Source organism: Nonomuraea sp. NPDC004186, assembly GCF_053603495.1.
In genome coordinates this window covers 39,840-53,290 of sequence record NZ_JBSGFQ010000051.1, presented here as the reverse complement: position 1 = coordinate 53,290, position 13,451 = coordinate 39,840, and the positions used below count along the sequence as shown (strand labels likewise).

General features: G+C 70.2%; 7 protein-coding genes and 1 pseudogene. 4 read left to right on the top strand and 4 right to left on the bottom strand.

The genetic code is table 11. From position 1 onward, the window contains the following. The first annotated feature begins 30 nt into the window (after nucleotides 1-30). Both ACWEPL_RS34840 and ACWEPL_RS34835 read left to right on the top strand, forming a co-directional pair. Nucleotides 31-486, top strand: coding sequence for a MarR family winged helix-turn-helix transcriptional regulator (locus ACWEPL_RS34840; RefSeq protein WP_452438709.1), 456 nt, complete (start codon nucleotides 31-33; stop codon nucleotides 484-486). Between the two features lie 147 nt (nucleotides 487-633). Then, nucleotides 634-1,350, top strand: a complete 717-nt coding sequence (locus tag ACWEPL_RS34835; RefSeq protein ID WP_452438708.1) for a hypothetical protein — start codon at nucleotides 634-636, stop codon at nucleotides 1,348-1,350. Nucleotides 1,351-1,373: 23 nt separating this feature from the next. Here ACWEPL_RS34835 and ACWEPL_RS34830 read toward each other — a convergent pair whose 3' ends face one another. Next, nucleotides 1,374-1,976 carry a nitroreductase family protein gene (locus ACWEPL_RS34830; RefSeq protein WP_363969458.1) on the bottom strand — a complete coding sequence of 201 codons (603 nt, stop codon included), beginning with the start codon at nucleotides 1,974-1,976 and terminating at the stop codon, nucleotides 1,374-1,376. Nucleotides 1,977-1,981: 5 nt separating this feature from the next. Then, the gene (locus ACWEPL_RS34825; RefSeq protein ID WP_452438707.1) at nucleotides 1,982-5,014 is read right to left on the bottom strand and encodes a CARDB domain-containing protein; all 3,033 of its coding nucleotides are present in this window, start codon (nucleotides 5,012-5,014) and stop codon (nucleotides 1,982-1,984) included. 85 nt (nucleotides 5,015-5,099) lie between these two features. Here ACWEPL_RS34825 and ACWEPL_RS34820 point away from each other — a divergent pair, with 85 nt between their 5' ends. Together ACWEPL_RS34820 and ACWEPL_RS34815 are read left to right on the top strand one after the other, a co-directional pair. After that, a complete protein-coding gene (locus tag ACWEPL_RS34820; protein ID WP_397373531.1) occupies nucleotides 5,100-5,579 on the top strand; it encodes a hypothetical protein in 480 nt (159 codons plus the stop codon). 60 nt (nucleotides 5,580-5,639) lie between these two features. Then, nucleotides 5,640-5,915, top strand: a pseudogene (locus tag ACWEPL_RS34815) (hypothetical protein); the annotation flags it as partial. On the opposite strand, the gene ACWEPL_RS34810 reads toward ACWEPL_RS34815, so the two are convergent. Continuing rightward, the gene (locus tag ACWEPL_RS34810) at nucleotides 5,843-6,775 is read right to left on the bottom strand and encodes an amidohydrolase family protein (protein ID WP_452438726.1); all 933 of its coding nucleotides are present in this window, start codon (nucleotides 6,773-6,775) and stop codon (nucleotides 5,843-5,845) included. The pseudogene ACWEPL_RS34815 and the gene ACWEPL_RS34810 overlap by 73 nt on opposite strands. A gap of 271 nt (nucleotides 6,776-7,046) precedes the next feature. Then, nucleotides 7,047-13,355, bottom strand: coding sequence for an RHS repeat-associated core domain-containing protein (locus ACWEPL_RS34805; RefSeq protein WP_452438706.1), 6,309 nt, complete (start codon nucleotides 13,353-13,355; stop codon nucleotides 7,047-7,049). Nucleotides 13,356-13,451 lie beyond the last annotated feature (96 nt).

Here is a 13,451-nt window from a genome sequence, read left to right as displayed (position 1 = left end):
GCACTCGCGACATCACCGGAGGTCCTCGACGTGCCTGAATTCCTGGACGTGCACAGCAAGACGTCGAAGGCGCTGCGGGCGGCGGCCGAGGCGGCCGTGCGACGCCACGGGCTGCACCTGGGGCAAGATCACCTCCTCGCGGTGCTGTGGCAACAGGACGGCCGCACCCCGGGCGAGGTCGCCGCCGCGCTGAACGTCACCACCCCCAACGTGGTCAAGGCGGCCACCCGGATGACCGCGGCGGGCCTGCTCACCCGACGCCGCGACGACCGGGACAACCGCCTGGTCCGGCTGTGGCTCACCGACGCCGGACGCGCCCTTCAGGCACCCATCGAGAAGGAACGGCGGTTGCTCGAGGAAAAGGTCACCGCCGACCTCACCGAGTCCGAACGCGAACATCTCCTCAGCGCACTCAGGAAGATCCACCGATCGGCGAGCGCCCTGCTGGAGGCCCCCATCGACCACCGCGACCCGACCACCACCTGACCCTGGGCCGGCGAGGCGACGCACCGGCCGAACCGCTTACGCCTCGGCCGTAAATGCCAAAGTGGTCACCCTGAGTGGCGGCGCCTGCACATTCGGGAGAACATCGAGGGGTACCTGGAACCCCCCGTCCCGGCGAAGGAGCCTCGCATGCTGGCGAAAGTGGCCGATGGGATCGCTGACCGGTATCAAAGCCTCCAGAGGTGGGCGAGCGAGCGGTTCGCCGACAACCCCCGCGAGGCGGAGATCGCAAAGTACGCGGTCATCGTGGTGTGCGTCTCGATCGTGGCCCTCATCTCGGTCACGCTGTTGTGGCTGGTCGTCATGGTGCTGGCCGGCCTGGTCAACGGCGTGGCCCATGGCCTTGCCACCGGCCTGACGTGGGCGCTGGAACGGGTGGCCGACTGGCACCTCACCGAGGTCATCACCAAGCCGGTCCATGACTACATCACCGCCCACGCCGCCGGCCTGCCCTCCGGAGCCGAAGCGATCTGGTCGGCGTGGGCGCTGACCGGGCCGGGCCTGTGGCTGCTCTGCTGGCTGCTGCGGTCCTGGGGAGCCCGCCTGGCCTGGGTCCTGTACGGCGCCGGCACGGTCGCGATGGTCTACAGCGCCAGCCCGGCCGATGGGCAGTTGCTCGCCGCGGGCATCGCCGTCCTGTACTGGGGCGTGCTGTCGGTGTTCGCCTTCCGCGGCGTCGGCCGCCGCCGCCCGACGGTGCAGGTCCACCCGGCCCCCGACGTCAGCACCACGCTGGTGCAGCTGCGCGAGTACCTGAACGAACAGTTCGAGGACGTTCAGGCTCGCATGACCAGCATCGAGGCGGCGGCCAAGGACGAGCTCGCCGCCCGGCGGGCAGACTCATGAACCGTCGACGTGCCGACCCGAATCTAGCGTCGATCGCTCCACGAGCCGCGGTGCACGACCTCCTCCAGCGGCCTCCTGCCGCGCTTCAGCGAGGGCGAGCGCTTGTCCTGCGCCCGGTATCCCATGCTGATCACCCCGATCGGCGTGTACGCCTCCGGCACCCCGAAGGCCTCCTTGAACGCCTTCGTCCGCTCGCCCGGCGGGATCCCGAAGAAGCAGGCGCCCAGCCCCTCGTCGACGGCGGTCAGCAGCATCAGCAGCGAGGCGAACCCGGTGTCGATGTCCCAGTACGGCACCGGCCAGCGGGCCTCGTCCCTGTCCTCCCAGCCCTTGTCGCCCTCGGCGTACCGGTCGAGGTATGCCTGCTTGTGCGACAGGGCGACGATCAGCAGCGGCGCCCGCCGCAGCCCCATCCCCCACTCGGAGTCGTCGGTGGACGCCTCCCAGAACCGCTCGCGGTCGGCCGGATCCTCCAGCACCAGGAACGCCCAGCCCTGGCTGAACCCGGCGGAGGGCGCGTGCAGCGCGTTGCCGAGGATCCGGTCGACCACGGCGGCGGGCACCGCACGGTCCGGGTCGTAGTTCCGGACCATGCGGCGCCGCCGTACCACCTCTTGAAACTCCATAGGAGTCAGTATCGCTCGGCGATCCCCGTGTTGATCTCGACGAGGGCCACCATCGCGTCCGTGACGCCGATGAGGTCGGGATCGGCGAGGGTCTGCTGCGCGTGCTTGGCGGCCTCGCCGACCGTGTGCAGGTGCAGCCGCTCGATCGTGATCGTGCGGACGGCCGTCGCCGCGTTGATCCGCCTGCTGCCCACGTTGAAGTACGTGGTCAGCAGCTCGGCGCGGAGGTTGCGCGGCGGCAGCAGCGGCAGCGTGAACGCGGCCGCCACCTCGTGCTGGGACAGCTGGCCGTCGGGCGTCGAGCCGTCGATCCCGTCGAAGCGGGTGTCGGTGGCCTGGACCCTGGCCAGCAGCTCCGATGTCCGCATCGAGGGGAAGGCCAGCCAGATGCCCTGCGGGCGCGGGTCCCTGCTCGGCGCGGTCTCGGTCACGGTGCTGGTGGAGGTCGCCGTGGCCGGGGTGTAGGAGCAGCCCTTGGCGTTGCCGTAGGAGACCTGCGACTGCCCGGTCAGGACGGTCCCGCCCACCACGAGCAGGCTGGAACGGCTGCTGAAGGCCACGGTCGTGGTCGAACCGGCCGCCAGCGTGCCCAGGTTCCAGGTCAGCGTGCCGCCGTCGACCGCGTCAGGCTTGGGGCCCGCGCCCTTGTCGAGGGCCGTGCTGTAGTACACCTCGGGCGGCAGCTTGTAGGTGAGCTTGGCTCCGGTGGCGCTCGCGCCTCCGGTGTTCTTCACCGTCAGCGTGGTCGTCACGGCCTCGGCCGCGCCGGCGGTGGGCGTCGCGCTCGCCGTCAGGGTGAGCTTCGGCGCCTTGACCGTGGTCGAGGCCTTGCCGGTGTTGTCGGAAGTGTCCTCCTCCGCGCCTCCTGCCACGTTCTTGCCCACGACGGTGGCGGAGTTGGTGACCGTGGCGGCGTCGTCGGTCGCGCACGGGATCGCATAGGTGACGGTCTCGCTGCGGCTCGCCCCGGCGGCCAGGTCGGGCAGGTCGCGGGCGACGGCGGTGCCGTCGGGCAGCGTGTCGGTGAGTTTGACGGACTCCGCCCCGCCCTTGCCGACGTTGTCCACCTTGACCGTGTAGGTGAGGGTGTCGCCGGGCTCGGCCGACTCCTTGTCGACGGTCTTGGTGGTGGCCAGGTCGGGCGTGTAGAAGTCCTGGAAGCCGGCCTCGATCTTGGCCGCGGTCACGAAGTCGATCTCACGGCCGGACTCCACGCCGGCGCCGGGCTTGGAGACGTCGAGCTTCAGGTGTCCCCAGTCGTCGTAGTCGGTGAGGATCGGGTCGCGGCCCCTGTCGTCGCTGCCCGCCAGCGGCGTCGACTGGCACGTGTTGTCGGACCCCTGGATGATCGCGTCGCTGAACTGGACGTCGTCGCCCATCCTGGCGGAGTCGATCGTGTTGTTGGTGCCCGCCAGGACGCACACGTCGTCCTCGGAGTTGATGTCGGCCGCGATCGTGGGCGGGTCCTCCGTCCCGTTCACGTTCCAGTCCAGCCAGTCGACGGCCGGGTCGACCGGGCCGTACTGCTCCGGCTTGCTGGGGATCTTCCAGCGGGCGTAGTCGTCGCCGGGGCCGATGGCCTTGCTCTCGTCGAGGTGATCACGGTCGAGCCGGGGCATCCTGCCCTGGCTGTAGTCCAGGCGGCGGGGCGCCGGGTCCAGGCCCGTCGGGATTCCGGCCGGCTCGTAGGCGTAGTTCATGATGCTGAGGTAGTTGGGCTTGTAGTTGGTCCGGGTGTCGCCGCCGTGGGCGAGCCCGAGCGCGTGTCCCAGCTCGTGCATCAGCGTGCCGGCCTGGTCGCGGGCCGTACCGGAGAAGACGACGTCCGGACCGCTGCCTGGCTTCATCAGCTGGATGTCGTCGGAACCCTTCTTGACCTTGCTGTTGCAGACGTGGTCGGGGCCGACGCCGATCTGGCTGCCCTTGAGGAAGTCGTCTCCCACCACGGTGGAGTCCAGCTTGCCGTTCGGGCCCCCGTCGACGCACCACGTGCGCCACTCGCCGAGCGTGACGATGAAGTCGCGGTTGCCGCGCCTGGGGTCGCAGCACCGGCCGGAGACCATGCTGCCGGCGGTGAGGTCGTGGGCGAAGATCGTGTAGTGCGCGTACGGCGCCAGCTGCCCTGGCAGGTCGGCCGTCCTGGCGTTGGCGAAGGCGGTGTCCTTCTCCGTCATCACGGCCTGTTCCGGAATGCCCGTGCCGACGATGGGGATGAAGTCCACCCCGTCGTCCAGCGGGACGCCGCCGTAGGGGCAGGGCTGGGTGGCCGTGGCCGGGCCGTCCTCGAAGGCGCGCCTGAGCTCCTGGAGCGCGGCGTCCTTGGGCCGGTGGGAGTGCTGGGAGTCGCCGGTCATCCAGTCGATCCACACGATGACCGTCTTGCGGCAGGGGTTGGCGCCCAGCTGCTTCAGGTCGAACCTCATCGAGTCGTCGGGGTTGCGGATGCCGAAGCGCTCGATGACGTCGGGGATGCCGTCGCCGTCGATGTCGGGCAGCGGGCCGCTGGTCCGCTCGATCCTGAAGCCGATCCCCGCCCGCTTGCCGTCGTGCGCGTTGGGGAAGTTGGGGTCGCCGTCGCCCTCCACGTAGGTCTGGCCCGGCGTGAGCAGGTCGCCGGGGTCGGTCCAGGTGTCGGTGCCGATGTCGTACTGGAGCTCGAGGTCGTCGTCCTGGTTCTGCGGGCTGATGTCCAGTTTGTCGTCGCCGCCGTTGAGGCCGCCGTCCTCGTCCCAGAGGCGGATGAGGATCGGCACCTTGGTGGTGTCGTCCGGGACCTGTACGTCCTGGGTGAAGATCCACGGCGGGTCGAACGCGCTGGGATCGAAGTCGTCGTCCTCCACCGCGCTCCTGCGCTGCAGGTCGCCGTTCCCGATGCGGATCTCGGGGAAGTAGTTGCCCGTGCCGTTGTCGGGACTCTCGATCTGGTGGATCTTGTTGATCGTGAGCCGGAGCGTGACGCCCGTACTGGCCTGGGCGGCGGGTGTGCCGACCACCACCAGGCTGAGCGCGATCAGGGATAACACTGTGAGTAAGCGCATGCTGCCAGGATGAAGTGACCTCGCGGGACGCACATGAGTAAGGTCTACTCAGAACCTTGGGCGCTTCGCGGTCGTCATACCAACCATGATGAAGCTCATGATCACCGTGGCCGCCACCCTGACGCTCGCCGCCACCCCCGCCCTCGCCCAGACCAAGCCGGTTGTCGGTCCGAACGGTTTCGGCGGGCTGAAGCTCGGCATGTCGCTCAAGCAGGCCAAAGCGGCCGGGATCACCAAGAAGATCGACGGCGGCACCGACGGCTGCTCGGGCTGGGACCTGAAGAAGTATCCGACCGGCAAGGACAACGTCGGCCTGTACATCTCGCCGAAGCTGGGTGTGGCCGCCTTCTTCGCGCCCAAGGCCGCCAAGACTCCCGAAGGCGTGGCGGCCGGGACGGCCAAGTCGCAGCTGAAGAAGGTCTACCCGCACCTCAAGCAGGACACGCACGGCTTCTGGGTGACCACGGTGCCGGGCAACACGAAGGCCTACTACTCCTTCACCGTCCTGCACGGCAAGGTCACGGAGTTCGGCATGGCCCTGAAGAAGCAGGACTGCTTCAACTGAGCGGCTCTTCCGCAGGGTCACCGCACACAGCGCCGAGATCGGACACCCGGCAGGGCTGCGGTGCGGTCGTGGACGACCCAGGCGGGGGCGGCGTCGGCGGCCTACCGTGAAGGCGTGGCCGGGTCGTTGGCGGCTGGGGTGGCGTGGCAGGGGATCGAATGGTCTCCCGGGTGGGCCTCGGTGGGATGGCTGGCGGGGGTGGCCCTGTTCGGGCAGGTGCTGGGCTGGTTGCTGGTGGCGATCTGCTCGCCGCGGCTGCCCAGCTACCTGGGGGCGATCCTGCTGCTGCTCACCCCGGTGGGCGCTGTGGCGCTGGGCGCGGCGGTGCTGGGTGAGAGGCCGACCATGCCGCAATTGGCTGGTTGTGTGCTGATCCTGGCGGGTGCGTGCGTGGTCGGCATCCGTGCACCGGCGACGAACCAGACGGATGACGCGGACTCGAGCAGGGACGCGGGCCGGCGGACATGACCTGTCAATCGACATCTACGAGAAGGCCTTGGCGCGGACATCGGAGGAGCGCGAAGGCGCAGCGACAAGCTGGTCAGCGAGGCGGCGCGCGGCCATCGGCTCCTCAACGAGCAGTGCTCGATCGAGTCGAACCCGGCGTCCAGGACATGCGCGATCCCCTCCGCGCAGTGAACGTGCCCGGTGATCGGCAGGCCGTGCGCGTGGGCCTCGTCGGCCGCCGCCCTCAGCTCGGCGAGGCCGTACTGGAGCAGGTGAGAGTGCGTGCCTGGCGTCATCTCGCCGCCCGTCACCATCATCTTGATCACGTGGACGCCGCGCGCCGCCCGTTCCCGTACGGCCTCGCGCACCCCGTGCTCCCCCGCCGCCTCACCGCCCAGGAACCAGCAGTGCCCCCTGGGAGTGGTGATCGGCGGCCCGGCGGAGAGGATCTCCGGCCCGTCGAGCCCGAGGTCCAGCCCGAGCGCCAGGTAGTCCCGGTCCCCCAGGTCGCGTACGGTCGTCACCCCGGCCGCGAGGTGCTGCCGCGCGGCCTGCCGCATCCGGTCGGCGAGCCCCGGCGGTTCCAACATCGCCACGACGTCGCGGCTCGCGTCGAAGGCCAGGTGGACGTGGCAGTCGATGAGTCCGGGCAGCAGCGTGGCATCACCCAGGTCGACCGTGGCCGGCACCTCGGTGGTGATGCCGGTGATGCGGCCATCCTCGACGATCACCACCTGGTCGTGGCGCATTTCCTGGCCGTCGAAGAGACGGCGGGCGCGTAGGGCGAGCATGGCTCCACCGTCGCGCCCTCGCGCCGCGATCGCCTGAGTATGCCCTACTCAACTTCACCCGCGCCCCCAGCCCCGATGTCGACCACCCCGGATCGCGAGCGCCACCACCGCGATCCCCACGGCCGCCCTCGGCGCCGCGCCGAACGCCGCATGGTGTCATGGAGGGCCGAAGCGGAACCGTGCGACGGTCGCGCTCCGGGCCTCCACGTGAGCTAGGTGTCCGGCCCGCTCAGAAAATCTTGTTCCATGTGTTCTTGACCTTCGACCAGCCTGACTTCACTTTGTCGTACGTCTTGATCACGGTGTCGGCGGCGAGCCCGCCGATCAGGCCGCCGACATAGCCACCCGCCGCGCCGCAGGCCACCGCGATCGCCGCGCCGGGCAGGCACAATCCGACCCCCGCGCTCGCTCCGAGGGCCGCGCTGGTCGCCACAGTTCCGCCGCGGAGGGTGGCGCGGCCCAGCCGCTCCCCCTTGGTGAGGTCGGAACCCCCGTCTTCCTCGTACTGTTCGTAAGCCGTGACGCCGAATTCGAGCCCGTAGCCGACTACGCCCAGAAATTTGCCGGCCTTGCTGAGACGCCTTCCCCACTTGATCCCGCGGGCCAGGGCGCGGTTGGCATCGCCGTTGTACCAGAGGCGCGCACCGCGGTTGAGCCAGCGGTTCCGGTTGCCCAGTATCAACGCCGAACCCGTCTTCCTGATCCTGTCGTAATTGCGGAGCCCGATGATCGCCGACCGCCCTGCCCGGGAGTCGAAGCCGTCCGCCGCGGCGCCCAGGCCGAGCAGGAGCCAGCTCAGCCCGTCGAACTTGCGGGGGTCGACGCCCTCCACGGCGTTCTGGCAGAAGTTCTGGAGGGGCATGCTGAGCCCGCAGGCAGCGCCCACGGACGCCTTGGCCACGAAGTACACGCCGCGGGCCGGATTGGAGCGATGACCGCTACCGCCCTGACCGCCGTTGCCGTTACCCCCCTGATGGCCCTTACTGCTACCGCCGTGGACGCGGTCGATCCAGTCTCCGACGCTGCCCCCGCCGGGCGGGAATGGCGGGTGGAACGGCCCGTGGAAGATCTTCCCGTCCGGGTCGGTGAAGGTGACGGGGCTGTTGCCGGCGTAGGCGTAGCCGTTCATCTGCTGCGGGTCCTGCGAGTCGATGATCGGGTCGACGCTGATGAACCTGCCGGTCGCCGGGTCGTACTCGCGGGCGCCGAGATGGGTGAGGCCGGTCGGGTCGTCGGTGCCGCCGACGAAGCCGCGCTCTCCCGGCCAGGTGCCGATCGAGGTCCCGCGCCGATGGCCGAAGGGGGTGAAGCGGCGTTGCGACAGCTGCTGCGTGGCGGCGTCGATCGCGAGTTCGCCGGTGCCGTTCTGGTCGGCTGCCAGGAAGGTGACACCCTTCGGGGTGCGGACCGCGACGGCGACCGTGTCGTGGACGTAGTAGCGGGTGGCCTCGACCTTGGCCGTGACGTTGTCCAGGCGCAGCTCCATCCCCGGCAGGTACAGGGTGGCCCCGGCTGGGTCGCGGCGGATGAGCCGGTTGCCGTCGGCGTCGTAGACGTAGGAGGTGGCCTTCCCGCCCTCGGTGGTCTTGCTGAGCCGTCCTTCGACGTCCCACTCCAGGCTCTGGTCGTGGCGGCTCAGCGTGTTGCCGATGTCGTCGTAGGTGTAGGTGTCGGACCGCGCCCCGGCGCCGCCGGTCTGGGTGAGCGAGGAGAGAGCGTGCGGCCGGGGCGCCCCCGGCGCGGGGTAGGTGTAGGAGCGGACGGTGTCGGCGGCACCGCCGACACCGTGCTGGACCTCCTTCGTACGGTTGCCGGTCGGGTCGTAGGTGAACGACTGCCAGTACGGCGCCACGCCCCCGACCACGCCGGCCGCCGGCGTCCCGGCGCACGACGGCGTGCCCTGGGTCCAGGCCTCGGTCATCCGGCGCAGGTAGTCGTGGGCGAAGCACTGGGTGTCGGTGCCGTCGCGCGAGACGTCCGAGATCATGGTGATGTTCCCGGCCGGGTCGTATCCGTACGTGGCCGCGCGGTCCACCCCCGCGACCTCCTCACGGTCGGTCCTGGAGGAGTGCAGTCGCTGGGTGCCGAACTCGTAGGAGTAGGTGAGCCACGCCTTCTTGCCGCCGGTGGACAGCTCGTACTGCTCCGGTTTGCCGGTCAGGCTGTGCGTGGACCTGGTCACGTACGGGGTGAGGCCCGAGGTGGTCGTCGGCCTGCGCAGCTCGTCGTAGCCGTAGACGACGGTTTCGGCCGCGAGGCCGCCGGAGTCGGGGAAGCTCGTCGACTGCGTCGTGCCGTCCAGTTTGTAGCGGTTGTCGAACTGGTAGCTCCCGGCCAGCTTGCCCTCGGACGCGGGGATCGTCACGGTGGTGCGGATCACCCGGTCGAGGCTGTCGTAGGCGTTGACCGCGGTCGTGTACGCCTGCCCGTCGGTGTAGCGGGTGGCGCTGGACAGCTGGCCCTTGCGGACCGTGTCGTAGACCCAGGCCGTGATGACGGGCCCGTCCGCCGCGCCCTCCCGGACCTCGGTCTTCCGGCTCAGCGCGTCGTAGGTGGTGAAGACCTTCCGGTGCCGGGCGTCCTCGATCGAGGTGACCCGGTCGAGGTCGTCGTAGGTGTACTTGGTGGTTCCCTTGTCCGGGTCGTCGGTCTGGATCTCCCGCCGCCGCAGGTCGTAGTGGTGCGTCCAGGTGTTGCCGACGCCGTCCTTCACGGTCGCCCGGTCGCCCATCGGGGTGTAGGTGTAGACGGTCGCGTCATAGGCGCCCGCCGGGGTGCCGCCGCGGTACTGGCGCAGCTCGACGAGCCGGCCGCGGGCGTCGAAGACGGAGGTCGACGCCGTCGCACCCGCCGGCGGGGTCACCGAGGTCCGGTCGCCCGCATAGGCCGTCGTGGTGCGCCACTTCTCCCGGGTCTCCCCGTTCCCCACCAGGAAGCGCCGGACCGTCTCCCGGTTGCGGCCGTCGTAGTCGTGAGCCGTCTGCGACTCGACGTTGCCCTCGTAGGGGCCGAACAGGGTCGTCGAAGGAGCGCCGGTCGAGTAGTACTGGCCGTACTCGCGGGCGAGGTTGCCGCGGGAGTCGTAGAGGGTGTCGGCGATCAGCCGCCCGCCCCCGGGACCCGGGTCCTGAACCTGGCGCAGTCGCAGCCACCCGTCGTACAGCTCGTACGTCGGCGCGGTCTGGTCGCCCTCGGCGGTCAGCCGACGGGTGCCGATCGCGATGATCTGGCCGTCGGCGATCCGGTAGCTGAACTCCAGGTTGGGCGTCTGCTTGGCCTGCTTGGACCGGTCGGGCAGCCACACCGCACCGAGGCGGCCCAGGGCGTCGTACTGGAGGTCGGTGCGCTTGTCGTCGGCGTCCACCTTGGCGGTCGGCAGGCCGAAGGCCGGGTCGCGCTCCTCGCGGATGACGTGCGCCGTGGTCTCGTCACCGGGTTTCGCCGGCGGCCCGGTCACCCGCACTTCGGTGGTCAGCCCGGCGGTGTCGGTGAAGACGGTGGTGGTGACGTTGCCCGCCGCGTCCTTGGAGGTGAGGTCGCGCCCGTAGGAGTCGTACGTGGAGGTCTCCGCCGCCACGTACGTCGCCTTCGTGCCGTCGTGGGCGGCGATCTCCTCGCTCTTGGTGAGCAGGCCCTTGACCGGGGCCGCGCCGACGGCTCCGCCGTCGTAGGAGGAGCGCTCGGCCTCCAGCAGTTGCTTCGAACGGTCGGGAGTGACCGAGCAGCTCACCGAGACGGTCTCCGACCCGGAGGGGAAGTTCAGCATCCACCGCTTGTCGTCCTGGGCGTAGCTGACGCGGACGCACCGGTCGTCGGCGTTCGTGGACACGTCGCCTTCGTCGTCGGTCTGCGTGACGAGTCCGGCAGTCGGCTCATAGGTGACCGAGCTCTCCGTCTCGCGCCACTTGCCGCCGTCGAGCGCCGTCCACGTGTGGGTCTTGGCGACGTTGACGAGGTTGGAGGTGACCGTCCCCCAGCTGCGGGTACGGCTCGCCGTCTGCCGCCGCCACGGGGTGTTGACGGTCTTGACCTCCACCGCGCCGCCTGGTCCGGCGAACTCCGTCCTCTTCAGCTCGAAGCCCGCCAGGGCGTCATGGTCGACGTGCTCGCCGCCTTCGCCGTCGGAGATCTTGACGCTCTTGGCACCGCCGTCGGCGTTCAGGCGGTCGCCGTCCATGCCGCGGAGATACAGGTGCTCGGTGAGGGAGCGGGGGTCGTTCCACCCGCCTGTCGTGACCTGGACGCGCCCGTAACCTCGCCACTGCGACCAGGTCTTGTACTTCTCCTTGGTGATGCCGTCGTCGTCGTCGAAGTGCCAGGCCGCTCCCTCGGGATAGTCGTACGACGTCAGCATGTCGGGCCCGCCGCCGGTCCGGTCCGACCGGACGACCCGGGTGACGACGTACTTGTGGAACCAGTCCTGGATCGGGTCCTCGTAACCGGGGGGCGTCCACTTCACGGGGAAGCAGCGGCGGGTGTTGGTCTCCGGTTTCGGCAGCGAGCCGAGTGTGCAGTCCTTGTCGGAGTAGTTGACGTCTATCTGGCCGCCGGACTCGTCGTAGATCGCGCCGAGCCGGTACTTGACGAACGGCGCGATGTCGTCGCCCTGCTTGTCGACGCGGTTGGCCAGCTGGACGTGGTTGAACGTCACCAGCGGCAGCGTGATGGCCGTGCCGGAGGCGAGGCCGGTGTGCTTGATCGACTTCAGCAGCAGCGCGCGGTCGACGTCCGCGTCGCCCCAGTCGTGGTCGAGCGTCCACGACTCGACGTCGCGGTAGGTGCCGTCGGCCTTCTGCACCTGGGTCTTGACCTCGATGAGCCGCTTGCGCGACCAGAACGTGGGGGTGAGCGCGCCGTGGGTGCCCTTGCATTCCGTACCGGCCGCGCAGTCGAGGTCCCAGGGGACGTCGGGCCAGTTCAGCGGAGTGTTGTCGATCTTGTCCGGGGCGCACGCGGGGGCGTCGCCGAGGCAGCGCTCGGACACGCGGAAGACGACCAGTGCCGGGGCGTTGCCGGTGAGGAGGGAGTCCGCGCGGCGGCCGTACTCGATGCGGTCGAGCCAGCCTCCCCTGACGTACGGGGTGTCGTCGGCCGGCTCGAGGTTGCGGCCGTAGCGGTTGTCCTCCTGCTTGTAGAAGTAGGTGATGGCGTTGCCGCGCGGGTCCACGACGTAGTCGAGGTTCCACCGGTAGGCCTGCTGGCACCAGGACTTGGCGAACGTGTCGCCGTGGCAGGGCTCGCCGGCGTCGTCGCCGAAGACGGGCTGGGTCCAGGCCGAACCGGTCTCGGGCTTGCCGGAGCTCCAGCCGGGCAGCCGGTTGAGGCCGAAGAAGTACTGCACGCCGTCCGGGGTGGTCAGCTTCCAGTACTCGCCGTCGCCGTCGCCGTTGGCGGTGCCGGTGTCCTTCAGCCGCTCGACGCGGGTGCCGTCGTCGTTCTTCAACCGCCAAGTGCCGTCACCGGCCTGGACGAGCTCTCCGCCGTTGCCGTTCCAGCTGATGGCGGCGTTGTCGTACGCCCAGCACTGGTCGCCCGGCGGGGTGCCCCATTCGTCCTTGGGCGCGCCGTCGTCGGCGCAGGGCTTGTACCCGCGCTGGATGTAGCCGGGCCAGTAGTCGAAGCCCTCGCCCACCCAGGACGGCTGGTTGTTGGTGTTGGAGGTGCGGCCGTCCATGGCGCCGGAGGAGTAGGAGATCCCGACCTTCGGGGTCAGCTCGCCGGGCACGGGCGGCACCCGTATCGGGTAGGACCAGGAGAAGTCGCCGGACTGCTCCGACACCGACCACGTCGCCGAGGAGGAGAGCTTGGTGGCCGAGTAGTCGCCCTTGTCGCCGGAGTCGCCCGCGACCGCGGCGAGCACCGTCTGACCGCCCGCGCTCGCCGCTGCCGATGGCGAGGCCGGCGGCGAGGCGACGTCGGTGGAGAGTCTCTTGCGCTCCGTGTCGTTGTGCGAGGCCACCGGGGTCGTGGTCCGGCACTCGGGGTTCGACGGCGTGGTCAGTGCACACGAGGGCAGGCGCACCAGCCGGAGCCGGCTGCCGTAGGAGCCGCCGTACGCGCCCGCGAAGCCCGAGTAGTCGAGCTCCACCCCGACCGAGCCGTCCGCCGTCACGCCGAACACGACTCCGTCCACGCCGGCGCGCTCGCCGGCGGCGCGATCCATGACCTGGACCTTGACCTTGCTCGCGGCGGGCGCGACGCTCCTGTCCGTGCCGCGCGGCGCGCGCACCCACACCGGGAGGTCACCCGCGCGCTTCTCCTGCGCCGCGGCCGGCACCTCGGACTCGGCGGCGCCGGGCCGAGGCCATTGCGCCGCCGGCGTGGTCGCTCCGCCAGCCGCGGGATCGGGCTTGCGGGCGACGGCTTTCAGTGGCCGCCCGGCGACCACCCGCTCCGTTTTCCCGACGCCGGGCGGCTCCTTCCTGGGAGCCGCCGACGCCTGTTCGGGTACCGCTACGAGCGTGCCGGCGGCGAGCACCACCGCCGACAACGCGGCGAGGTGACGTGTGAGCCTGCCGGGGCTCTTGGACCTGCCCATCTGCATCCTCCGGACTGCTGATCACCGCGCGGCATGCTCGCCGCAGCGGCGGAGAAGAGTTCGTGAAGTGGTCGCGCCCGGGGGGCGCGTGCCGTG